Origin of the sequence: Tractidigestivibacter montrealensis, assembly GCF_024741235.1 — a bacterium.
Taxonomy (GTDB): Bacteria; Actinomycetota; Coriobacteriia; order Coriobacteriales; family Atopobiaceae; genus Tractidigestivibacter; species Tractidigestivibacter montrealensis.
The window spans coordinates 253,188-273,795 of the sequence record NZ_JANSKA010000003.1 but is presented as its reverse complement, the minus strand read 5'-3'; the positions used below and the strand labels follow the sequence as shown (position 1 = coordinate 273,795).

At 58.9% G+C, this 20,608-nt stretch carries 24 protein-coding genes and 1 pseudogene; 12 read left to right on the top strand and 13 right to left on the bottom strand.

All coding sequences use genetic code 11. The features are described from left to right. Position 1: 1 nt before the first annotated feature. Genes NVS32_RS06020 through NVS32_RS05995 form a run of 6 tightly spaced genes read left to right on the top strand, consistent with a single transcriptional unit; the run spans position 2 to position 4,887 of the window. Positions 2–835 carry a sugar phosphate isomerase/epimerase family protein gene (locus NVS32_RS06020; RefSeq protein WP_032111272.1) on the top strand — a complete coding sequence of 278 codons (834 nt, stop codon included), beginning with the start codon at positions 2–4 and terminating at the stop codon, positions 833–835. A gap of 33 nt (positions 836–868) precedes the next feature. Further along, a complete protein-coding gene (locus NVS32_RS06015) occupies positions 869–1,342 on the top strand; it encodes a PTS sugar transporter subunit IIB (RefSeq protein ID WP_032111271.1) in 474 nt (157 codons plus the stop codon). Positions 1,343–1,373: 31 nt separating this feature from the next. Next, entirely contained in the window at positions 1,374–2,153 is a 780-nt protein-coding gene (locus tag NVS32_RS06010; RefSeq protein ID WP_032111270.1) for a PTS mannose/fructose/sorbose/N-acetylgalactosamine transporter subunit IIC, read from the top strand. After that, entirely contained in the window at positions 2,143–2,964 is an 822-nt protein-coding gene (locus NVS32_RS06005) for a PTS system mannose/fructose/sorbose family transporter subunit IID (protein WP_032111269.1), read from the top strand. The genes NVS32_RS06010 and NVS32_RS06005 overlap by 11 nt, the downstream gene beginning before the upstream one ends. Before the next feature lie 9 nt (positions 2,965–2,973). Then, positions 2,974–3,672 (top strand): transaldolase family protein, encoded by a 699-nt coding sequence (locus tag NVS32_RS06000; RefSeq protein ID WP_197713856.1) that lies wholly within the window; start codon positions 2,974–2,976, stop codon positions 3,670–3,672. A 24-nt stretch (positions 3,673–3,696) separates the two neighbouring features. Further along, the gene (locus NVS32_RS05995; protein ID WP_368407212.1) at positions 3,697–4,887 is read left to right on the top strand and encodes a glycerol dehydrogenase; all 1,191 of its coding nucleotides are present in this window, start codon (positions 3,697–3,699) and stop codon (positions 4,885–4,887) included. 79 nt (positions 4,888–4,966) lie between these two features. On the opposite strand, the gene NVS32_RS05990 is transcribed toward NVS32_RS05995, so the two are convergent. Continuing rightward, positions 4,967–5,725 carry a GntR family transcriptional regulator gene (locus NVS32_RS05990; protein WP_032111267.1) on the bottom strand — a complete coding sequence of 253 codons (759 nt, stop codon included), beginning with the start codon at positions 5,723–5,725 and terminating at the stop codon, positions 4,967–4,969. A gap of 481 nt (positions 5,726–6,206) precedes the next feature. Between NVS32_RS05990 and NVS32_RS05985 the strand changes: the two genes are divergently transcribed. The 4 genes from NVS32_RS05985 to NVS32_RS05970 all read left to right on the top strand — a co-directional run bounded on the left by NVS32_RS05985 (position 6,207) and on the right by NVS32_RS05970 (position 9,408). Continuing rightward, positions 6,207–6,890: a hypothetical protein gene (locus tag NVS32_RS05985; RefSeq protein WP_258499063.1), complete on the top strand. Its 684-nt coding sequence runs from the start codon at positions 6,207–6,209 to the stop codon at positions 6,888–6,890. 366 nt (positions 6,891–7,256) lie between these two features. Next, on the top strand, positions 7,257–7,892 hold the full coding sequence (locus NVS32_RS05980) for a GyrI-like domain-containing protein (protein WP_258499062.1): 636 nt from the start codon (positions 7,257–7,259) through the stop codon (positions 7,890–7,892). Between the two features lie 411 nt (positions 7,893–8,303). Then, on the top strand, positions 8,304–8,621 hold the full coding sequence (locus tag NVS32_RS05975) for an ATP-binding protein (protein ID WP_258499061.1): 318 nt from the start codon (positions 8,304–8,306) through the stop codon (positions 8,619–8,621). A 277-nt stretch (positions 8,622–8,898) separates the two neighbouring features. Then, positions 8,899–9,408: a YraN family protein gene (locus tag NVS32_RS05970; protein ID WP_258499060.1), complete on the top strand. Its 510-nt coding sequence runs from the start codon at positions 8,899–8,901 to the stop codon at positions 9,406–9,408. Here the strand turns inward: NVS32_RS05970 and NVS32_RS05965 are convergent. Genes NVS32_RS05965 through NVS32_RS05950 form a run of 4 tightly spaced genes read right to left on the bottom strand, consistent with a single transcriptional unit; the run spans position 9,312 to position 13,731 of the window. Next, complete coding sequence (locus tag NVS32_RS05965) at positions 9,312–10,076, bottom strand: PD-(D/E)XK nuclease domain-containing protein (RefSeq protein ID WP_158553576.1); 765 nt, start codon at positions 10,074–10,076, stop codon at positions 9,312–9,314. The two genes, NVS32_RS05970 and NVS32_RS05965, sit on opposite strands and share 97 nt — an antisense overlap. Next, positions 10,069–10,506, bottom strand: coding sequence for a DUF6508 domain-containing protein (locus tag NVS32_RS05960; RefSeq protein WP_258499059.1), 438 nt, complete (start codon positions 10,504–10,506; stop codon positions 10,069–10,071). The genes NVS32_RS05965 and NVS32_RS05960 overlap by 8 nt, the downstream gene beginning before the upstream one ends. Then, positions 10,499–11,527 (bottom strand): 5-methylcytosine-specific restriction endonuclease system specificity protein McrC, encoded by a 1,029-nt coding sequence (mcrC, locus tag NVS32_RS05955; RefSeq protein WP_258499058.1) that lies wholly within the window; start codon positions 11,525–11,527, stop codon positions 10,499–10,501. Before mcrC ends, NVS32_RS05960 begins: the two co-directional genes overlap by 8 nt. 23 nt (positions 11,528–11,550) lie before the next feature. Beyond that, complete coding sequence (locus NVS32_RS05950; RefSeq protein WP_497023374.1) at positions 11,551–13,731, bottom strand: DUF8426 domain-containing protein; 2,181 nt, start codon at positions 13,729–13,731, stop codon at positions 11,551–11,553. A gap of 790 nt (positions 13,732–14,521) precedes the next feature. Here NVS32_RS05950 and NVS32_RS05945 point away from each other — a divergent pair. Beyond that, positions 14,522–15,001 carry a hypothetical protein gene (locus NVS32_RS05945; RefSeq protein ID WP_258499056.1) on the top strand — a complete coding sequence of 160 codons (480 nt, stop codon included), beginning with the start codon at positions 14,522–14,524 and terminating at the stop codon, positions 14,999–15,001. An 18-nt stretch (positions 15,002–15,019) separates the two neighbouring features. Here the strand turns inward: NVS32_RS05945 and NVS32_RS05940 are convergent, their stop codons facing one another. The 3 genes from NVS32_RS05940 to NVS32_RS05930 form a co-directional block, all read right to left on the bottom strand. Continuing rightward, the gene (locus tag NVS32_RS05940) at positions 15,020–16,957 is read right to left on the bottom strand and encodes a tellurite resistance TerB family protein (protein WP_258499055.1); all 1,938 of its coding nucleotides are present in this window, start codon (positions 16,955–16,957) and stop codon (positions 15,020–15,022) included. A gap of 241 nt (positions 16,958–17,198) precedes the next feature. Further along, positions 17,199–17,534, bottom strand: coding sequence for a sortase family protein (locus tag NVS32_RS05935; RefSeq protein WP_258499054.1), 336 nt, complete (start codon positions 17,532–17,534; stop codon positions 17,199–17,201). A gap of 97 nt (positions 17,535–17,631) precedes the next feature. Then, entirely contained in the window at positions 17,632–17,985 is a 354-nt protein-coding gene (locus NVS32_RS05930; protein ID WP_258499053.1) for a cupin domain-containing protein, read from the bottom strand. Positions 17,986–18,135: 150 nt separating this feature from the next. On the opposite strand from NVS32_RS05930, the gene NVS32_RS05925 reads away from it, so the two are divergent. Further along, complete coding sequence (locus tag NVS32_RS05925; RefSeq protein ID WP_032111257.1) at positions 18,136–18,462, top strand: winged helix-turn-helix transcriptional regulator; 327 nt, start codon at positions 18,136–18,138, stop codon at positions 18,460–18,462. 116 nt (positions 18,463–18,578) lie between these two features. Here the strand turns inward: NVS32_RS05925 and NVS32_RS05920 are convergent, their stop codons facing one another. The 5 genes and pseudogenes from NVS32_RS05920 to NVS32_RS05900 all read right to left on the bottom strand — a co-directional run bounded on the left by NVS32_RS05920 (position 18,579) and on the right by NVS32_RS05900 (position 20,604). After that, positions 18,579–18,917 carry a hypothetical protein gene (locus tag NVS32_RS05920; protein WP_258499052.1) on the bottom strand — a complete coding sequence of 113 codons (339 nt, stop codon included), beginning with the start codon at positions 18,915–18,917 and terminating at the stop codon, positions 18,579–18,581. 275 nt (positions 18,918–19,192) lie between these two features. Beyond that, positions 19,193–19,432: a hypothetical protein gene (locus NVS32_RS05915; protein WP_258499082.1), complete on the bottom strand. Its 240-nt coding sequence runs from the start codon at positions 19,430–19,432 to the stop codon at positions 19,193–19,195. Then, positions 19,421–19,516, bottom strand: a pseudogene (locus NVS32_RS05910) (hypothetical protein); the annotation flags it as partial. The gene NVS32_RS05915 and the pseudogene NVS32_RS05910, both read right to left, overlap by 12 nt. A gap of 155 nt (positions 19,517–19,671) precedes the next feature. Continuing rightward, positions 19,672–20,226, bottom strand: coding sequence for a hypothetical protein (locus NVS32_RS05905; protein ID WP_032111254.1), 555 nt, complete (start codon positions 20,224–20,226; stop codon positions 19,672–19,674). Positions 20,227–20,277: 51 nt separating this feature from the next. Then, positions 20,278–20,604 carry an MFS transporter gene (locus tag NVS32_RS05900; RefSeq protein ID WP_143712638.1) on the bottom strand — a complete coding sequence of 109 codons (327 nt, stop codon included), beginning with the start codon at positions 20,602–20,604 and terminating at the stop codon, positions 20,278–20,280. Between the last annotated feature and the right edge of the window lie 4 nt (positions 20,605–20,608).

Below are 20,608 nucleotides of genomic sequence, written 5' to 3'. Positions count from 1 at the left end.
CATGGATGTCCAGTCCCTTTACCCGATGAACATCTCGTTCAGGTACTTCGACCTCGAGAAGTTCTTTGAGTCCTGCGCCAAAACAGGTCTGCATAATGCAGAGATCTGGCTTTGTCCCCAGCACTTTCTTATCAACGGGCAGTTCTCGGAGGACCCTTCAAAGCTCAAGGCTCTCATGCGTGAGTACGGAGTTCAGATCAAGTGCCTCTGTGGCGAGCAGAACAATCCAAAGCCCAATAACATGGCGGCTCGCGGCGAACTCCTCGTTGGCAATACGCGCTCCTACTTCCACAGGGTGATTGATCTTGCTGAGGCCATTGGCTGCCCGAAGGTTCTTGTGACCCCCGGCTGGAATTACTTTGACGAGAAGGTCGACGAAGCGCGCGTACGAAGCATCGACATGCTGAGAGAGCTCTCGGTCTACGCGCATGCTCGGGGGGTCACTCTCGTGCTTGAGAGCATCTGGGGTAAATCCTCCCAGATCGCGCCAACGATAGCGCAGATTGCCAACATCAAGGATGCAGTGAATAGCGACAGCCTGAAGCTCACGCTTGACCTTGGCGCCATGAGCGACGCGGGCGAGACTGTCGACGATTGGTTCAGCGCGTTCGGCAGCGACATCGCGCACTGCCATTTCGTGGACGGTACTCCTACGGGACATATGCCTTGGGGCCACGGCAACCTGGATATGCGAGGCATTCTCGCTTCATTCAAGAAAGCCGGTTACAAAGGGGGCTTCTCGCTTGAGTACGTGCACCCAATGAGCTTCCAAGATCCGGCAGGGTATCTAGCCGAGACAAAAGCCCTGTTCGAGAAGTGCCTTCAAACGATTTAGCCAGGCGTGCATCAACCAAGGAAAGGAAAAAAGATGATCAAGCTATGCAGGGTGGACCACAGGTTGCTCCACGGCCAGGTCGCATTCTCCTGGAGCCATGCTCTGGGAGCCGATGCCATTCTTATCGTCTCTGACGAAGTGGCATCCAACGAGGTCCGCATGAAGACGATGCGGCTGGCAAAGCCGGTGGGCATAAAGCTGGTTATCAAGGGCGTCGACGACTCCATCAAGGCAATCAAAAGCGGCGTAACCGACAAATATCGTCTGCTCATCGTTACCGGCAGCATTGCGGATGCCGAGAGGCTGGTCCGCGAGTGTGGCATTTCCTCGCTGAATCTGGGCGGCACCGTAAAGAGCTCCGAGACGACCCGCAGCTTCGGCAGTGCGGTCCATCTAACCGATGAAGAGGTAGAGGTCGTCCGCGGCCTCGTCCGCGATGGCGTGGAAGTCGAGGTGAGGCAGGTAGCAAAGGACAAGAAGGTCGTTCTTTCCGAGAAGGACCTCTGATTGTGGCGGACAGTAAGTTGAAGGAGGGGCAATGGCTTTTCAAGCGTTTCTTATCGCTCTGATTATCTTTGTGGGAAAGGCCGACTACTTCGTCGGCACGGCAATGTTGGGCAGACCCTTGGTCCTTGGCATGCTCGTCGGCATTGCGCTGGGCGACGTGTCTCAGGGAGTGATCATCGGCTTCCAGCTGGAGCTCGTCTTTATGGGCATGCAGGCTATCGGCGCATCCATTCCGCCTGACATGATCGTCGGCTCGGTGCTGGGCACCGCCTTTGCCATCAGCACGGGCAACGGCATCGACACAGCGGTCACCATCGCGATGCCTGCGGCGATTCTCTCTGCCTTTGTGGTGAACCTCTTCTATGGCGTGATTACCCCGCTTATGGCTCGAACGGCAGACAAGTTTGCCGCCGAGGACAATGATAAGGGCATCTCCGCGGTGTTTCTTGCCAACGGTTTTCTCTTTGACGTGACTTTTGGTGTCATTGGTTTTGTGGCGTTCATGTTCGGCGGCGACGCGGTATCCGCCTTTGTCGCTTCGATTCCGGCGTGGCTCACCGCTGGCATCACCATCGCGACCGGCATTCTCCCTGCGCTCGGCTTTGCCCAGCTTGTGACCATGATTGCCTCTAAGGAGACCGCGGTCTTCCTCCTGCTGGGCTTTGTCCTCGCGGCGTACCTTGGCGTTCCGGTCCTGGGCATTGTTTGTTTCGCGGTTGTGATAGTCGGGATTCTCTTTATGGCACACATCTTTATGCCCAGCCAGGGCTCGGCTTTGATGACGGAAGGCGAGGACGACAATGAGTTCTAGCGATGCAACGAAGAAGCTTGGCAAGAAGGAACTCAGGAGCCTCTTCCTCAGGTCCTTCTCGACGTCTCACGCATGGCACTTCGAGCGCCAGCAGCACATGGCCTTCTGCTGGTCGATGATCCCTGCGATCAAGAAGCTCTATGACCGGCCCGAGGACAGGATTGCCGCCTATCAGCGTCACCTCGAGTTCTACAACTGTCACACGACCATGCAACCCCTCATCGGCGGTATCGTCTGCGCCATGGAGGAGGAGAACGCCAACAACGAGGAGTTCGACACCTCCTCGATCAGCTCAATGAAGGTCGCCCTCATGGGACCCCTTGCGGGCATCGGCGACTCCCTCATCGGCGGTACCCTGCGCATCATCGCCACCGGCATCGCGGGCGGTCTGTGCATGGCGGGTTCTCCCTTCGGCCCGCTTCTGTTTCTGCTTATCTTCAACGCGGTCAACATTGCTCTGCGCTGCCTTGGCGTGAAGTATGGCTACGGCCTGGGCGAGAATATCATCTCCAAGGTTTCCGATCCCAGCACCATGCAGAAGCTTACCTGCGCGCTCTCCATCGTCGGTCTCATGGTCATAGGCGGCATGATTGCGACAAACGTCGCCATCACGACTCCCATCGCCTTTGATATCAGCGGCACCGCGTTCTCGCTTCAGGACACGCTCGACTCCATCTTCCCGAAGCTTCTTCCGGTGGCGGCGTTCGGCATCCTGTACGTCCTCAACAAGAAGGGCGTGAACGTCCTCGCACAAATCATCGCAATCATGGTCCTTGGCGTCGCGCTTGGGGCCGTCGGAATCCTCGGTTAGGAGAATCTAGTGCTTGAATTTTGTCTCGATACCGGCGACTTTGAAATGGTGAAGACCGCCAGTAGCATCTATCCCGTTAACTGCTTCAGCATGAACCCCTCCATTGCCGTCAACTGCCTCAAGGGTACCGGCAAGTCCTTCGTGCAGAATGCGCTGGACATCCGTGGCGTCATCGGTGAGGAAACTCCTTTCTTCCTTGAGGCCATGGGAGACACTGCAGAGGAGCTCGTGGAGGACGCCAAGGCAATGGTCAAGGCTGTTCCGGGCAACACCTTCGTGAAGATTCCGGCATGTCCGGAGGGCTTCAAGGCAATTCGCGAGCTCAAGAATGCCGGCATTGCCACCTCTTGCACTGCCGTCTACACCTTCAACCAGGCGATGCTCGCGGCCATGGCGGGCGCCTCATACGTTGCCGTCTACGTGAGCAGGCTCGACAAGAACGGCGGGGATGGCATCGAAGTCGTGCGCCGCATCAAGCAGGCCTTCGTTGCCCACAACATCGACTGCGTGGTCAGCGCGGCTTCCCTCAAGACTCCGCTCTCGCTCCAAGAGGCCATCGAGGCCGGTGCCGATAACGTCACCGTCGACCTTGAGATGCTTGAGGCCCTGGCGGTCCACCCCATGACCGAGGGCACGCTTAAGACCTTCAAGTCTGATTGGGAAGGCCTGTTCGGCGAGGGCGTCCGCATCGTCGACATGGTTGCGTAAGATTTCCGCCGTCAAACAAGGGATATGAACGGCCCCGCCGGAGACGGTGGGGCCGTTCGGCTGGGAGCAAGCCGCAGGCCTGATAACCGGGCCAGAAGAAAGGGGCGCGAAATGAGAGCTTGGTGTTCTGTTGGCCACTATCTGCAGGGCGTTGATGTTATTGGGCGAGTAGGCCGGTATGCGTCGATGTTTGGCAAAAACCACCTGTTCCTTGTGGACAGCTTCGTGTGCCAGATGCTGGGGGAGGGACTCTATGGTGCCTACCCCTCTTTGGATGGATGCACGTATCGGACCCTGACATTTGAGGGCGAGATAAGCCGCAAAAGCATATCGAGGCTTAGCAATGAAGCTGGGGGTGAGTTTGACGTCATCGTTGCCGTGGGTGGCGGGAAAGTCATCGACGTGGCCAAAATGGTTGCCGCTCAAAGTGGCGCGGCGCTCGTCGTGTGCCCGACGATTGCGGCGACGGACGCTCCCACGAGTGCCATGTCCATCCTCTATAGCGATGAAGGGGAGATGAACGAGATTGTCCTCCATGTGAAGAATCCCGATCTCGTTCTGGTGGACTCCAAGGTCATCGCAGGCGCCCCAACGAGATTTCTCTCGGCGGGGATAGGGGACGCCCTCTCGACCTACTATGAGGGCGAGTCCAACTGGAAGACTGGTCATGCCAACTACGTTTGGTGCCAAAGCGAGCAGGCGGTTGGCACTGCGGCAGGTCGCGCGATTGCTCGCGCGTGCATGGAAACGCTCGAGAGGGATGGTCGCGCTGCCGTCAAGGCATGCGAGCAGAGCACTGTTACGCCGGCGCTTGAGAACGTGATTGAGGCAAACATCCTCATGAGCGGCATTGGTTTCGAGAATGTCGGGTGCTCTCTTGCCCACGGTCTGGGCAACGCGATGACGGTGCTTCCCGATGGCGAGAAATCCATGCATGGCGAGAGGGTGGGTTTCTCGACGCTGAGCCTCATGATTGCCGAGGACTACCCGAGTGAGGAAGTCGAGCGAGTGGCGCGCTTCTGCAGGGACTGTGGCGTTCCGACAACCTTCTCGGAGCTCTCGCTTGCGCCCAACGATGACGATCTTCGCAAGGTTGCGCAGGCGGCAATGCAGGCCGAGTCTTGGGGCGCGAGCCCCGTGAGGCTCTGCGACGCGGAGGTCGTGGACATTCTCAAAGCAACTGACGCCCTTGGGCGGAGGATTGCGCAAGAGTGAGCAACGTCCCTCCTCGAGAAACAAAAAGCTGAGGGCCGCAAGCGGAGCTCGAACTCCGCTTGCGGCCTCTTTTACGTGCTTATGCTTCGGTAAGGATTTTTCCCTCCGGCGAAATCACGAAGCGGAATGACGCTCTGTCTCCCCTGAGCAGGGATTTTGAATAGTGAAGGGGGTTGCCCTCGCTGTCCTTGGTTATCTTGGATAGCACGTAGACGGGTGAACCGACGATGCAAGAGAGAAGCTTGGCCTCATCCTCGCGCGCGGTCGAAACGTCTATGACAAGCTCCTCGACCCCCAGCTGTATGCCGTAGTTTTCCGACAAGAGGCCATAGAGGCTCATATCCTCGCTTAGGTCGTCAAGAAAGCTCGGGAAAGACCTCTCCGAGACATAGACGGAGTCGAGCGCGATAGGGATGGAGTCTTCGAACACGAGCCTCTTTGCCATCAGAACGGTATCGCCGACCTTTATGTCCAGTGCGTTTGCGAGGGCAGGGGTGGCTTCGAGGGAGGACCGCTCTAGGACCCGTCTATGGCTCTTGCCACCGATATCAGAAAAGGCGTGGTAGCCAAAGTTGTTAGGTGATCCTTTTCGGATGACTCGCTTGGGGACGGAGACAAAGGAGCCCTTTCCGCGAAGCCGGTATATAAGACCCTCATCCACGAGATTCTGGACGGCTCTTCGGACGGTAATGCGGCTCACCGAATAGCGTTCGCAGAGCTCGAGCTCGGTCGGAATCTTCTCTCCCACGCCGAGCTCTCCGGAGATGATTTGCTGACGGAGATTGTTTTCTACCTGTGAGTAGAGCAGGTCGGGTCTAGCGTCGTTGTTTGATGTCATGACGTCTCCGATGACGCGAGCGGTGATAGTAAGGGCGTTCTAGGTAGCCCACTGTTTTCGTAAGTATATGATGATATAAGACTTTATATCGCCATAAAGATGACAGGAGATGGTTGTTGAATCGTAAGTGACGACCATAACGGTGGCTTTTCCGATGGGTGAGCGCGGACAAATAGGTGGACCGAATAGGTCCGACTAGGAGTCCGCACCGCCCCACGACCGGTCGGCCGTGTCGTGGCCGCCGAAGGTCTTGGGCGCTGGCGGCGCGCAGCGCCTGAGCGGCGCCGCGCGCTTCGAGGCCTTGCGGTGGATTGGCTACACTGATATGGACAGTTTCGTGAGGGGCGCGAGAGACGGGACTCCGGGGAGATCTCCGATGAGGAGTACCTCGACTGGAAGCGCGGGTTCAGTGGAGCATGAACCTAATCTCTGTCTCTCTTGCTTTTTCTGATTTGTTGGGAAGCCAGCATTTGGGGGCATTTTGGACGGCGAGCGGTTCAAACAAGAAGCTGAGAAAATAGAACAAAGCCTGAGTGCCTTGAGAGTCGCCGAGCGCAATGCAATGATTCCCTTCATGAACGGCGACTTTACCCAATGGGATCTATATCTGGCATCCTCCTCTGAGTATGCGATGAGATTGATAGACGGATTCATCTCCTTGCTCGAGTCGAGGAATCTTGTTTGCGTCGCCCAGCTTCTCCGCGCGCAGGTTGGAGTCTGCCTGCGGACATTCGCGTTATTCGCCGCGGAAGACCAGGATGACTTTCTCAAGCAGGTGTTTCAAGGTGTGCCTGTGAACAAGCTGAAAGATTTCTCGGGTGAGAAGATGTCCGATGGAAGACTTCAAGACTTACTCGAGAAGTCCGATCCAAAGGTAAAAGATGTATACAAGGTGACGTCTGGATTCGTCCACTTCTCCACTGATATTCTGCCGAGCATGGGTGTGCCTGGGGAGGGCTATGAGGTCGAGTTTAATTTTGGAGCCGAGCCCAACGAGAGCAACAATGCGTCTCTCGTGGAATGCGGCAAGGCGTTCTGCCACTATGTCGACCTGCATCTCCAGATGCTCCATAAGGTAATTGCTTCGGATGAATGGTATGTCGATCGATTCCGTATCGATTCCGATGGTCCTACAGACGAAGCCTCGAAAAGCGAGAAGGTGTAGGTCGAACGCATTGACGCCGCCTTGACAGCATCCCGATAAAATAACGAATGGGAGGTTCCCTGCGAAATGTGCGCCTCTGTATATTCTCGCTAGGAAGCCCCCGACCGATAAGGCGTCGTTGATTTCAATTTGAGTTCAGCTCGGGTGCCTGAAAATCGCCCAACTCTAATAAGAGGGGAGACGACGGTACACCACGTAGACGAGAGGCTATGGAAGTGCACGATTTGATTACTGAGTGGGAATAGAACAAGCGTTCGATTACATGTTATAGTGTCTGCCAATGGGCGCGGTTTCCTCCGAAGCCGCGCCCATTGCTATATTTGGTCGGATATCGTCGGAAACCCAAGCTCAGGGAGGGCTGTTGCGATGGCATACGATTTCAAGAAGGAGTTCAGGGAGCTCTACAGGCCGTCCGGCAAGCCGAGCGTCGTAACCGTTCCGCCTATGAGCTACGTCGCCGTGCGGGGCAAGGGCGATCCCAATGCCGAAGGCGGCGAGTACCAGAACGCGTTGCCGCTGCTCTACGGCGTCGCATATGCCATCAAGATGTCGAAGAAGGGCCCGCGGGAAATCGAGGGCTATTTCGACTTCGTTGTTCCGCCGCTCGAGGGCTTCTGGTGGCAAGACCGCGCCGATGGCGAGATTGATTATGCGCGGAAGGATGACTTCAACTTCATCTCGTGCATCCGTCTGCCCGATTTCGTCACTCGCGAGGACTTCGACTGGGCAGTTTCGGAAGCTGCCATCAAGAAGAAGCTGGACTTCTCGGCGGTCGAGCTGCTGAGGGTCGACGAGGGCCTTTGCGTTCAGTGCATGCATACCGGGCCTTACGACGATGAGCCGGCGACCATAGACGCCATGCGCACATTCGCGGCGGAACGGGGCTACGCCCCCGACTTCTCCGAAGCCCGTCTGCATCACGAGATTTACCTCTCCGACCCGCGCAAGTGCGCGCCGGAGAAGCTCAAGACCGTGATCCGTCATCCCATAAAATTGATTTAGCGAAGCGAGGGACGCCGTGCGGTCCGGCTTTTGGGGTTTAGCAATTGCCGGTCCGCGTCGATCGAGCAAGCTGCCCAGTCTTTCGGCGGGAGCGTTATCCCTTTAGGCGGTTTGTCTCGAGGTTGGCTCTTTGCTTCTCTTGCGACACGGAGTTTTGATACTCCCAAAAGTGAAATGGGATTTGAATTTTAGGAGCAGCTCTTGAGAGGCGATAGACCGAAACGCCCGATAGATACCTCGAGGAGGCAATGCTCTTTCATAACACCGACTTCGCCGGCGTGATCACGAGTGCAAAGGGCAAAAGCGCGGTGGCTGACCTCTCTCTATGCCACGCGTTACGACTTGCACGGCAAGGCGCTCCTCTAGACGAACCCGAAGGAGTATATCGTCGACACCGGCTTCAGGACCTGGATGGCCGGCTATAGGGTCACGGATACTGGCCGCCTGTTCGAGAACGCCGTGCATCTCCAGCTGCTCTACGAAGGGTGGAGCGTGCATGTGGGCAAGCTCTATGGCAAGGAAGTTGACTTCGTTGCGACGAAGGACGGGCGCGTGCTCTACGTGCAGGCGACTGACGAGATGTTCGCAAGCGAGACCAGGGAGCGAGAGATCGCCTCTCTGAAGTCGATACGAGACAACCACGAGAAGATCGTGGTTGTGAGGCAGGGTTCCTACGACACGGACATCGACGGCATCCGCATCGTGAGCGCGAGGGACTTTTTCCTCTAGGGCCATGCGATTCATCGCGAAACCACTAGGTCAAGTGGGGGACAATGCCCCCCCTTGCACCTTGCCCACCTCCAAGGGCTCTCCTTGGACTCTTGCAGGCTCGCTGGGAACCGCTTGCGGCCGCAAGGGCCGCAAAAACTTTTCGCGGGTACGAAGCACCCTTGCGAAAACTCGAGCCCTCCGGGTTTTGCTTCCCCCCTTGCACCCACGCGAACCCCGCCGGCATGCGAGCCGCAAGGCGCGCCACCGGGGCGGGCCGGGAGCTAAGGAGGACATCATGGAAGCCATCGACACCAGGGCCACGAGGGGCATCAGGGTCTACCTTGAGCACAGGGGCTTCGAGATCCTGGAGGATGGCTGGGCGCACGGCGGCGACGTAGCCGACCTCATCGCCCGCGACGAGGACGAGCTGGTCTTCGTCCACTGCCAGGTCACGCAGAACGGCGGCGAGGGATTCCCCGAGGAGGACGCGGACCGCGCGGCGCTCGAACGGCTGGCGGCGGCCTACCTCGCTGAGCACCTGGACTCCGAGGACATCCGGATCAGGCTCGACGTCGTGAGCATGCTCATCGTCGGTGAGGCCCCGGCGCTTCTCCGCCACCATCTCAACGCGCTCGGCCGATCTAAGCGCAGGGCCCCCGGGAGCTTCGGCTCCCGGGGGGCACTAGCTCTAAAGGCTGCTTGTTCTGTCTACCGTGCAATGATGACGGTAACGAATTCCGGGATTATCTTCTCGAGGTCACGCTTGAGACCAGTTGGGTTTCGGACAAGTCTACCTGGGTCGTAGATGAAGCAGAAAAGTCGCTCGCATCCTGGATGCCCTCTGTACTGAGGAATGTCGATGCTCAACTCCTCGCCAAGCTCCTTGTCACGTAGGCCATCACGTGTCATCTTCACTTCAATGAAGCGCGCTTCGTCTTTGAGATAGAAATCCGTGCGCGAGTTCTTTCCAGCAAAGCCGGGCACCGCCTCCTCAGCGCGTACGTCATCAAAGTAGGCCAGGCAGATTGATCTGAGAAGGTCTTGGACGTCGTATTCATCATTGATCGCAAAACCGTCTCTACCAGCATGTCTACGATTGATGGAAGCAACGACGTCGGGGAACCTGTCCAATATCTGCTCAATGACAATGTCACTGTCGCTATCATTCGAGTCTTCAAGGACGATGAAGCCTTGCCGTATTCCCCCCAAAGTTCCCTGGAGAAGTCCTTGCCATTGTCTTGCAATCCCGGTGTGGTCGTTAGCCTTCTTCTCAAGGTCTTTCAGCGCGTCCTGCTGAGACTCGGGAAGTAGCTCATGGAGCGCAATGGATGCCTTCGCTCTCCAGGGGCTAAATAGCTCAGACTTAACATAAGGTGCTCCGATTACGCCTTCGATATAGTGCGAAGTAGCAAGAACTGTCTCGCCCTCTTTGATCAACAACTCAAGCTTCGCGATGGCGTCATCTTTATTCATGTCGCACTTCATTCCCGTCTCGCCCGTCAATCTCTTTCAACCTCAACAGCCAGCGTCTTATGCTTCCGTCCCCAAAGAAGCCGAGCAGTGCCCCATCGCAGAAGCGTTCTGCTCTTACGGCTCCGAGCAGAAGCGCCATCACCGCCTGGCCGTCGAGTTCCGATACATCTGCCCCAGACATTGCCTGGCTGCCCCACTCGAGTCCGTTGCGTTCAAGTATGTCGCGGTAATGCGTGAGCTCGTACTCGGGATGCTCGTCGACGAAGTCGTAGATTGCCTGTTCAACGTCAGCAACCGTCGTTCCGTAATTCACGTAGGGCATCTTGATTGGGTCGTCCATGGTGCCCTTGCTCTCTCGGTCTACGACCCAGTTGCCAAATCCCTCGGCATTCTCAATCGCAGGCAGATGTTTTGTCAGGCTCTCAAACATAAGCCACCTCTTTTGGGAAATGAGCTTCAGCAATACTGTCGAGCTGCGAGCGTATTGTCTCGAAGGGCTGGTTCAGGTCCAATGTCCTCACGCTTATCTGGTTGCCGCTCATCTGGTACACGCCATCAGGCTGCACGTCTTCGTCGGTCTTGGCATAGAGCAGCATGCCCGACACGCTATGTTGCTCGTGAGTGCTGGCTAGCTCCGCTTCCTTGTTCTTCACGTAGGTGAAGATCTGGTACAGGTTGCCGGAGTGGACGCTTCGCTTGTCGAACTGCTGTTGTGTTGTGTGACTGTAGTACTTCGCGTCGATGATGAGGACGGTCCTGCCCCGTGTGAGCGTTATGTCGGTGTGCATGGCGGGGAGCATGTCATCGAAGCCGTCGTCGAGCGCCCAGCTGATGTATGGCGCCCCTGCGGAGAGCTCTGGGTGCTCGCGTCTGTAGTACTCGAGGATGAACTTCTCGTACAGGTGGCTCATTCGCTGCTCGTCGAGGAAGTCCATCATGCGGAGGCTCCCGCTCTCCCGCGTCTGGAGAAGGCCCTTCACGACCAGCCAGCACACGTTCATGAGCATGCGATAGGTCTGGTTGTTCCGGTCGAAGCGCATGTGCCAGTCTTCGCCCGAAAGGTTCACGTCTTCCACGTCCACGAAGTACGGAAGCAGCCGTCTAAGTGCCTTCTTGCGCGCCTTGTCGATGTCCGAGCGAATCAAGAGCATGATCGTCGCCTTGAGGATGCGGTTCATGCGCGTGTCCGTGCTGAACTCGTCGTAGCTGCAGACCAGCTGCCTGCGCAGAATCGAGCGCGTCTTCAAGGACTCGGACAGCTCAATCTTGCCCCTCGGTGAGGAGAGCATATCCTCGCGGTCGACGTACTCTCGGCCAAGGCCGTGCTTGAGCTGCAGGCTCACGCCCCGTGACAGTATCTCGGCGAGGAGGTCGGCGGTGTTGTCGAACTCCTCGGCTGTGATGTCGCGGTAGCCCTGCCCTTGCAGCGTCTGGAACGCATAGGCGAGCATGTGGTAGATGCTCTGTATCCGGATCACCGGATTGACCTGCGCAACTTGCCGGCCCACTCGTCGACCTTGGTGGGCTCGTCGAACCAGTACTCGCGCAACATCGGCACGAGCTCGTAGTTGACGATTGCCGAGAGCTTATGGTCCGTCACGTCGTCCGGGGACATGCGGCAGAAGTAGCTATGGCCGATGCAGAAGCCGTCTCCCAGCGACTCGTCGGACGCGATCGCCTCGTTCAGCTTCACGACGCAGGAGATGAGCCTATCGAACTTCTCGCTGGCAAGTCCCTCCTGATAGGCGATGAAGCTCTCCGTGTCGAAGGCGGGACGGAGGTCGAAGAACGCGAAGCGGCGGCGCAGGGCGTAGTCGAGCATGGCGAGCGAGCGGTCCGCTGTGTTCATCATGCCAATGAGGTATACGTTGCTCGGGACGTAGAACAGCTCGTGCGAGTAGAGGAGCTGCAGCGTGTTCCTGGGCCCGCGCTTGTCGTTCTCGATGAGCATGAACAGCTCGCCGAAGATCTTCGAGAGGTTGCCACGGTTGATTTCGTCGATGATGAAGAAGTAGTCGTTGTCAGAATCGTCCTTCGCATTCTTGCAGAAGTTGTAGAACGCGCCCTTCTCGAGGTCGAAGCCCTGCGCGCTCGGGCGGAACCCCTCTATGAAGTCCTCGTAGCTGTAGCTCTGGTGGAACTGCACCATCATCACACGCTCGGCGTCCTTCACGCCCATCATGGAGTAGGCCAGGCGCTTTGCGGCGAAGGTCTTGCCCACGCCTGGGGCACCCTGCAGGATGATGTTCTTCTTCGCGCGCAGGACGTTGACGAGGGACCTGTAGTGCTCGCCGTCCATGTAGACCTCCGAGAGGAAGTCCTCGGACGTGTACGCGGGGTATTCAGCCTCCTCCGTGTCTTCCTCGACTTCGCCGCCCTCGTCCTCGAAGAACGAGTTGAGCCTCTCAACGAGGCCGGGATAGGCGGTGATGTCCGTCAAGGTCTTCATGGCGAGGAGGTCTTCCGTGTGCCACTCTCCTCTGTTCGTCCAGCGTACCCTGCGGATGTTCGGATAGGAGTCGCCATTTTCGCCGAATTGGTAATCCCCCTCAACGATGCCGCGACCAATAATCACGCTGCGGCCCCGCTTAGCAAAGACAACGTCGCCCGGCTTGATCTCGCGCGAGAACTGCCAGAGCGCGAGCGCGGAGTTCTTCTGCGAGTACTTGCTACTGTACAGGGTGCGCAGGTTCTTGCGGATATCTTCCTTGCTGGCGTATTTCTCGACGTTGCCGAGCTTGCTCCAGCCGACGCCCATTACGCCACGTGCGTAGAAGTCATCCCACCTCGCGGCACCGTCTCCCGGGGAGTAGGTCCAGTAATGTGTGGTCTTGACCCCCTCGTCTCCAAGGGCGTTTTCCTCTGCATTCTCAGCTGCAGCCTTCTCGGCAGCCTTCCGCTCCTGGTTGACGCGTTCGGACTCCACGAAGGCGGCAGCCGTCAGCGAGGGGAAGTCTGCATACGAGCACTCTTCGCTTCCGAGCTCCGACTTGATGGTGTCGCAAATGGCGAGGTAGCGATCTCCGTCATGAACTGGCGAGTCCTTCTCCTTCGGCACTGTGCCGGCGATGGTGGAGCCAGCCTTTGCCGCGTCGGCCATGAACCAGCGGTTGCGCGAGTCCAGGCTGATGAAGTTGTAGGGCCTCGCCCAGTAGAGGCCCATGGTGAGCTTCCAGCCAAGTGTGAACTGGATGACGGCGGCATCGAATGCATCGACGAATGCCTTGCGGTTCTCTTCGCTATCGTCTGCAGCTAGTACAAGCTCGGCCTCGAACACGTGCCAGAGGTTGTCGATGTCGTGCTTGCCGCGATGTTCGTCGTTGGCGAAGGCATAGAAGGTCGCGTTGAGGTTGTTGAGCACGGGGATGCCCTCGAAGTCCGTTGGCTGATCTGCCCCAATGTCGAACACCTCGGCGATGCCGGCGATGATCTTTTGCCGGTTTGCATCTGTGATGCCCTTGTTGAAGAGGCCGAAGACGGTGAACGGATCGATGTCTTGGAGCTCATCTGCCTCAAGCTTAGGGAGACTCATCCCAATCGATTCATAGACAGTTGCTAGCTTGTTTATCAGATCGTCGCGCCTGTCTCGATAGGTCAGCAGCTTGTCAGATAACTCTTTATAAAAGCTAATCCAAGTAAATTTTGTGCTGGTCATTATAGTCACTGCCTATCTTGTGCCTCTGCCGAGGCGCCTTGCTTGCAATGTTTTCCACATACGTCTACATGCGCGACAGGTATCTTCATCGAACCTAAGTACACCAACGAGCATCTTTGCATCAATGTAATCCAACGCTTCGTCGATATTGCGCCCATTTCTTACTACTCCGTCAATTGCGCTGATAACGTTTCTTTTTAGCTCGGCATAAATGTTCAATAGACCGGTATTGAGAGCATGGAAATAGAAATATCCTTAGTTATGCGGGCGTAAATCATTTAAACGATATTGAATACCTCAATGAACCTCTAATTTGATATGCCGACTCCAATGAAGATTGGAGCCGGCATGCGTTTATCCCAAGTGAGTAGACACGCGGTTTTGTCCTCGAGGGCGAGGCGGGAATCTCGGATGCTGCGCATCGTCATTTCCCAGCACGTTCGCTACTCGTTGGAGCTAACGAGAAGAGCCGCCTGGGCGAGGAGGGCAAGACGCTGCATGGCAACTTGATGTGGGGCTGGAAAAGGCCAACGCTCCAAGCGGGGCGCTGGCCTTGGCAACGCTGGCTTGCCCGCTGGCTACAATGCCTCGACGCGCGGCGTTTCCTGGTCGTCCATGACGAAGGAGCCGTTGTTCAGCCCTGCGATGTGGGCGTTGAGTCTGCCCAGCAGCTCGAATCGCTGCCGACGTGGCACGACCGGGATTCGCCCCTCGACGCATCCGCGCGCATATTGCCCTCTCGGTTTCGAAACTCTAAACAAATTCGAGTTTCGAAACCGAGAGGGAGCGGATGATGGCATGGGTGGGCCACACTACGTACATGGAGCGGCTCTGGGCGCTTGAGGGCGCCCAGAGCCGCCTCTTCATCGACGAGGTGCAGCTGCGCGAGGGCTTCGAGAGGGCAAGCAGCAGCATTCGCGCACGTGGCGGGTGGGATGTCTACCTCACGGAGTTCGAACTCGAGATGCGCGAGGAGCCCGAGGAGGGGCTCTGGCTCACGGCGAACTGGCACCAGGTGCGCGACGACTGGCGTGCCGACGTGCCCGCGGACGGCATACCGATGGCGCGCAGGTCCCGGGCGTGCCGGAAGAGCTGGCGAGGATGCTCGCGGAGGAGAAGGAAGAGGGCGTCGAGGAGAGCGCCCACAAGGTCAAGGAAGGCCGAGGCGACGTCGATGAAGAGGTTTGGTAGGTTCCTCAAGGCGCCGCTTAAGGTCACGCTGGGCTTTTTCGTCTGGCTGTTCCGTGTCGTGTTCAAGTGGGTGATGTGAGAACGAAGGCGCCTGGGTCTAGAGTAGCCCCTTGGCTCGCTCGTCGTAGATCTTGTCAAGCTCCGATTGGAGAAACTCCTCTTTGAGCTTGGCGACGAAGCGAGCATCCGAGAACAGTCGGTAGACGAGCACTGCCGCGCCTCCGAGGTCGAGGCACTTGGGGTTCTTCGTTATCGATGCCTGCACGACGCTGCTCGAGGTCGCGATGGTGTCGGAGATGAGGATGATCTTCTTGGTGCGCGCCTGGTACATCTCGGTGCAGTAGTCCGACCCGTCGTCCTTGAATATCAGCGAGCAGCCGTGGAGCGCCGCTATCAGCCAGTTGATGAGCACCGTCATGCCAGCCTGCATGCCGACTTTCAATACGTCGCCGGTGCTGACGTATTTGGTGAGGGCCTCGGTGTGCGCCTTGTCGAGAACGAGGTTGGCGAACGGGACCTGTATCCCGCACGGCGTGTAGAGGTCCGTGCCGATGTGGATCAGCTGCTTGATCAGGGCCGCTGCGGCGGCATCCGGCTCGCTTACGACGCGCCTTCCTGCCGCGACCAGCATCTCCACGGTCCCGGCGGGCGCCCCGATTAGCGGGTTCTTCCCGAAGGCGTCGTAGGAGACCGAGTAGGTCGCGGGGATCCGCGCGCCGATTCCGAAGACGTTGGCGTCCTTAACGCAGGTGATGCTGTTGGTCATGATGTTTGAGGTCCCGAACACGAGGCCGAGCACCGGGTCGTGGCCGAGGGTCGCGAACCGGTGGTTCGCCCCCTTGAATATCTTGAGGTTCTCGGCCTCGTAGCGTGTCGCGTCGTACGGCACGCCTCGCGAGGAGAGGATGTGGCTCTTGGAGGCGAACAGGCGGCCCGATTCCGCCGGACCCCCATCGTCGAAGCCGGAGAAAACGCGGTCCTGGAAGTTATGCAGGGCGTCTTCCTTGGCGTTGCCCGCCCCCGCCCGCTCGACCTCCGTCAGGGAGTTGATGACGAGCACGCGGACGACCTGGAGCATGGTCGCGGCGATGACGAAGGCCGCGTCGGCGTCCTGCAGCTTCGTCCGCTCCTTGAACTCGCGGTCGATGCGCTCGAGGTTCTCGCCGTACTCGCGGACGGATTTCTCGACTGCCTGCTCGGCCCAGCTCTCGTCGACCGCCACGCATGCCGCCCTCGCCGCCATGTAGTCGGCGAAGAGCCTACAAGCGTGCTCCTCTTCCTCTGTCACCTGACCGTCCGCTGCCGCGGCGACCTGCAGTTGCTCGGCGATGGAGTCCAGCGACACGGTGCTCACGTTGTCCAGGTAGTCCTTGACCCGGTCGAAGGACAGGTCCTCGTCGTCCGCGATTGCCTGCACCCTCGCCTTCACGTCGTCCGGAAGGCCGCCGTCCAGCTTGAGGTAGCTGAGGCCGTCCTCGAGCCACTCCTGCTCCTCTTGGGAGAAATCGCCGTCGCAGCGCATCAGGAAGCAGAGCGTCGCCACGTAGGCGTAGATGAAGTTGTACCGTTTCTGGCCCGCAAGGTAGGCGCCCTGCTTGATGCCGTCACGGAACCCCTTGATGCGCGCCTTGCGGAGGCGCGCGGAGAACGAGTTCTCCTTGATGGCGTTGATGCCGCCCTCGACGGTCGACGCCGCGCCGGACGCAAGGGACGACGCTCCCTGGGCCAAACCCATTGCGGCGCCGACGGCGATTCCGCCCACCGCGTTCGCAGCCCCTGCGATCGCTTTGTCCGCATCGGACGACGCGATCTGCTCGCCGGCGCTCGACACGCCTTCCGCAGCCGAGCACATGGCGCTTCCGACGGCTTCGGATGCCGAGACGGCCGTATCGACGATGGCGTTCCCCGCGTCCTCGGCCGCATTCGCGACGCCTTTGGCGGCGGACTCGACGGTCGCCGATGCACCTTTTGCCATCTCTCCTGCGGCGTGGGCAGCTTGGGACAGGGCTTCCCCGAGATCGAATTTGAGCGCCATTCTGTATCTCCTGACGTAAACGAACCTTGCGTAAGGCTCTCATGCGCAACCGATGCAACACGGCACACACGACGCGTCTCACGTGCTCTTCATTATTCCACCATGCGCAAGCCCCTCGTCCGACCATCGGAGCGAGGGGCTTGATCGTTCTGCTTGGTTGCGATTCCGATTTTCGAAGGCTAGTCTCGGTCGTCGTCGCCGCCGGCTGCGCAGCAGGCGTAGGCCGTGAGCGTGAGGAGCCCTATTCCGATGGGCGCGAATCCCATGCTTCCACTTCCTTCGCGTAGACTACGGTGTGGGAGTTGCTCGTCTGGTAGCCGCACGTCACAAAGGCCCATGCCTGGGCGATATCCGCCGGCTCTTCCAGGACGACCTCGCATCGGGGCAATTTGTCCCAGAGGTAAGCGTCGAGCTCCGCCGCGTCGGCGAAGTCGGTCCGCTTGCCCTCCGAGCTCGCGTCCACCACGTCCACCGCGAAGACCTCGAGCCCGATCGCCTTCTCGCGGGTGAAGACCCGGATGGTGCGGCGACCCTCGGCAAAGCCGCGCGACGAGTACTGCGCGAGCGGGGCGAACATGGGCTGCTCGAGGCTGGGGTAGAGGTGGTAGCGAGCGTGAGATTTGCGCGAGGGGCCAATGTGTGGCTTCGTTGGCCCCTCGCGCGCTGATCGCGAATTAGAGCATGATGGCGTCGTCGGCCGTGAAGGCGTCGAGGGATCCCTGCCTGACCTGGATGCAAACGTACGTGATGCCCGAGTCGGACGCGGCGCGGAACTGGCGGTGCGCGGCGGGGGAGACTCGCAGCCACTCGCCGGCGGCAAGCTCGATGTCCTCTCCGTCGATCGTGGCCGAGCCAGCGCCCTCGAGCACGCCGTAGATCTCCTCGTTATCCTTGTGCGCATGCACGAACGGAACGCTGGCGCCGGCGGGAAGCTTGTTGACGCTCGCCTCTGCTCCGGTAAGCCCAAGCACTTCGTGCAGCTCGACGCGGCCCTCATTGCCGATGTTGGTCTTTGCGTAATTGGCCATAATGGCTCCTCTCCTGAGGCTGATTTACCTTGCAGGCATCTCCTGCGTGGGATACATTCAACGCAAAGGCACATGCAAATACGAGTACGCACTTATTTGTAACTGCGTATCTTTTTTGAAACCGGCATGATCGAGGAGGGTGGGTCTCCCATGAAGGCGAAAGAGGAGCTTCCGGAGTGTCCGGTCGCGACGGCGGTAGCGCTCATCGGCGGCAAGTGGAAGTTGCTCATTATCCGTAACCTGCGCGTGCGCCCCTGGCGTTTCAACGAGTTGCGCCGCGACCTCGAGGGGATCTCTCAGAAGGTGCTCACCGACAGCCTGCGACAGATGGAGGATGACGGGCTGGTCTTTCGCCATGACTATGGCGAGAATCCTCCCCGCGTCGAGTATGGCCTCACTGAACTCGGCCGCCAGATGATGCCCGTCATGGACTCGCTCGCAGACTTCGGCGCTTATTACAAGACGATTGTTTCGTAGCGGGAGCGCCGCCTGGAGACGCGTCCCATGGTGGGCGCAAGCGGCCAGGCGGCCTGCGCTCGCCACGGGCGATGCGTGGAGGCGGGCGGGAGGGAAGGCTCACGTCTTCGAGGGGTCTACAAAAGCTCGCGAAGCCTCTTTGTCCAGTGTGCGAAGGTGCCGTTCTCGAGCCTTTGCCTGGCTTCTTCGCCGCTTGGCAGGTCGTAAAAGGCCAGCATCGCGAGGCATTCCGATTCGGTCGGGCCATCGCAGGTATCGTCGGGCTGCGGTCGCATCTCCTCACAGCCGAATTCGTCCGCCAGGTATTTCAGCAGCTTCTCGAAGCCTTTGGGATATGCGTTAGACCCCTCGTGCGAGCGGCATCCATCGAAGAGCTGCCATTGTTTGCCGTCGAGCACTGGCGAATGGTAGGAGCTAAACCGATCGCGGGCGCCAAGGTCGCGAAGGAATGCCATGAGCTTGTCTACCTGCGCCTTGCCCGGCGTCGCCCGTGGTTGGCCGCCGGGGATCAGTTTGTCAACAAGATTGTTTCGTAACTGTTTGAACGGTGCCCTGCGGGGATAGTTCGGGGTCGTTGAGGGCGCAGTCCAGGAACGAGATTCGTTCGGGTGTGGTCGGAATGCTTCTCGAAGGGGCCGAGTCTGGATTGTCTCCAGGCTCGGCCCCTTTCATCAAGCAGCCCAATTTCTGTACTACCGTCCGGCAAACGGAGACAAACGAGCTAAATACGCTAGTGAATCTCCTTGTGGCGAAGCGCGGATGCCGCAATCAGGGCAGCGACAGCGGCAACCAAAGCAAACGCGCTACCGACAAGAGTGAGGCTGTCGCCGGCCTGGGGCAAGTTGCCCTTGTTGGAGCTGTTGCTGTTAGCGGTGTTGGCGTTTGCGTTCGCATTGGCAGAGGAGTTTCCGCCGTTGCCCCCGTTTTCGCCAGCGCCGGGCTGGGCCTCAGCCTTCCAACCTGCATACAGGGTGAACTCGGCCTCAGTGCCGTCCACGGCGGCGTCGAAGCCGTAGGCCGTGGTGCAGTCCTTGTTGCTGAACCAACCAGAGAAGACATAGCCTCTCGGGACTGCGGCAGCATTTCCGTACCAACCCTAGCTGACCTCGAGGGAGGGGGCAGGCACGCCCAGTCCCTTCCTGTGGTCCGAGGGTCTCGTAGAAGCTCCTCCATCCCTCGCGGAACAGCCTATCCGTGCTCGCCTCGTGACTACTTGCCGATGCGCTTGTAGAGGATTGGTTCGTCGAAGCCGAACACACGCTTGCCGTTCATCTCCATGGACTCGGAGACCTCCAGGACGTCGGCGGAGAACCTCTCGAACAGGTGGAACCTCATGACGGGCGAAAACATGGAGTCCGAGCCGCCCTCCCATACGCCATCGTGCTCGCGGTAGAGCGCGGGCGTGAACTTGCCCGACTCGCGCAGGGACGAGAACTCGGCGGGGACCATGGTCGCGTAGGAGAACGTTCGCTTGTCGTTGCCCTCGGGCGTGTCGTAGGAGGTCAGAAGGACGCCGTCTTTCTCCTCGGTGAAGAGGAACAGGTGGGGCGAGGCAGACTTCTTGCCGTCAACCTCGTAGTAGCTCTCCTCGACCATGAAGGTGCCGGCGAAGTCGTCGGGAAGCCCCAGGATCTTGTCGTTGCAGGCGGTGTTGACGTGGCGGGCAAGGGGGAAGGTCTCGCCCGCGGCCCGCTTCGCCTCGAACTGCTCCCTGTTGTCGAACTCGCCGCATAGGAGCCGCATGAAATCGTCAAGCTTGGACATGATGCCTCTTTCAACTGGGTCTGTGCCTCTTGGGTGATACCCGCTTCGGGGTCATTGGGCGGCATGACAGAAAATCGGCACAAACACATAGCCTGGAGGTGCGGCGCCCAAGAGCAGAAGGCCTATCACAAGCGCCACCTTGCGGGCTCCGTTATCGAGCCACCAGTCCACAAACGGTCTGATGATCACGGCGGCTAAAGAGAGGGCCGTTGCGCAGATGCCCGCGACCGCCTCGCTTCCGCCCAGGCTTTGGATAAAGAACGGGAGGGTGGCCAGGGTCATGATGTGGTTGGTGAAGACGTAGAGGTTCACCAGTACGATGAGCCGTGCTGCGTCTTCCGTTCGCGCTCGGTAGGGAAAACCGGGTCGTGTCTGCATGTAA

What these genes read in the sequence shown, in the direction of transcription:
- NVS32_RS06020 (WP_032111272.1), top strand. Translation starts at nt 2, where the DNA reads ATGGATGTCCAGTCCCTTTACCCGATGAACATCTCGTTCAGGTACTTC.
- NVS32_RS06015 (WP_032111271.1), top strand. Translation starts at nt 869, where the DNA reads ATGATCAAGCTATGCAGGGTGGACCACAGGTTGCTCCACGGCCAGGTC.
- NVS32_RS06010 (WP_032111270.1), top strand. Translation starts at nt 1,374, where the DNA reads ATGGCTTTTCAAGCGTTTCTTATCGCTCTGATTATCTTTGTGGGAAAG.
- NVS32_RS06005 (WP_032111269.1), top strand. Translation starts at nt 2,143, where the DNA reads ATGAGTTCTAGCGATGCAACGAAGAAGCTTGGCAAGAAGGAACTCAGG.
- NVS32_RS05995 (WP_368407212.1), top strand. Translation starts at nt 3,697, where the DNA reads ATGAACGGCCCCGCCGGAGACGGTGGGGCCGTTCGGCTGGGAGCAAGC.
- NVS32_RS05990 (WP_032111267.1), bottom strand. Translation starts at nt 5,725, where the DNA reads ATGACATCAAACAACGACGCTAGACCCGACCTGCTCTACTCACAGGTA.
- NVS32_RS05980 (WP_258499062.1), top strand. Translation starts at nt 7,257, where the DNA reads ATGGCATACGATTTCAAGAAGGAGTTCAGGGAGCTCTACAGGCCGTCC.
- NVS32_RS05975 (WP_258499061.1), top strand. Translation starts at nt 8,304, where the DNA reads ATGGCCGGCTATAGGGTCACGGATACTGGCCGCCTGTTCGAGAACGCC.
- NVS32_RS05970 (WP_258499060.1), top strand. Translation starts at nt 8,899, where the DNA reads ATGGAAGCCATCGACACCAGGGCCACGAGGGGCATCAGGGTCTACCTT.
- NVS32_RS05965 (WP_158553576.1), bottom strand. Translation starts at nt 10,076, where the DNA reads ATGAATAAAGATGACGCCATCGCGAAGCTTGAGTTGTTGATCAAAGAG.
- NVS32_RS05960 (WP_258499059.1), bottom strand. Translation starts at nt 10,506, where the DNA reads ATGTTTGAGAGCCTGACAAAACATCTGCCTGCGATTGAGAATGCCGAG.
- mcrC (WP_258499058.1), bottom strand. Translation starts at nt 11,527, where the DNA reads ATGCTCGCCTATGCGTTCCAGACGCTGCAAGGGCAGGGCTACCGCGAC.
- NVS32_RS05950 (WP_497023374.1), bottom strand. Translation starts at nt 13,731, where the DNA reads ATGACCAGCACAAAATTTACTTGGATTAGCTTTTATAAAGAGTTATCT.
- NVS32_RS05945 (WP_258499056.1), top strand. Translation starts at nt 14,522, where the DNA reads ATGATGGCATGGGTGGGCCACACTACGTACATGGAGCGGCTCTGGGCG.
- NVS32_RS05940 (WP_258499055.1), bottom strand. Translation starts at nt 16,957, where the DNA reads ATGGCGCTCAAATTCGATCTCGGGGAAGCCCTGTCCCAAGCTGCCCAC.
- NVS32_RS05935 (WP_258499054.1), bottom strand. Translation starts at nt 17,534, where the DNA reads ATGTTCGCCCCGCTCGCGCAGTACTCGTCGCGCGGCTTTGCCGAGGGT.
- NVS32_RS05930 (WP_258499053.1), bottom strand. Translation starts at nt 17,985, where the DNA reads ATGGCCAATTACGCAAAGACCAACATCGGCAATGAGGGCCGCGTCGAG.
- NVS32_RS05925 (WP_032111257.1), top strand. Translation starts at nt 18,136, where the DNA reads ATGAAGGCGAAAGAGGAGCTTCCGGAGTGTCCGGTCGCGACGGCGGTA.
- NVS32_RS05920 (WP_258499052.1), bottom strand. Translation starts at nt 18,917, where the DNA reads ATGGCATTCCTTCGCGACCTTGGCGCCCGCGATCGGTTTAGCTCCTAC.
- NVS32_RS05905 (WP_032111254.1), bottom strand. Translation starts at nt 20,226, where the DNA reads ATGTCCAAGCTTGACGATTTCATGCGGCTCCTATGCGGCGAGTTCGAC.
- NVS32_RS05900 (WP_143712638.1), bottom strand. Translation starts at nt 20,604, where the DNA reads ATGCAGACACGACCCGGTTTTCCCTACCGAGCGCGAACGGAAGACGCA.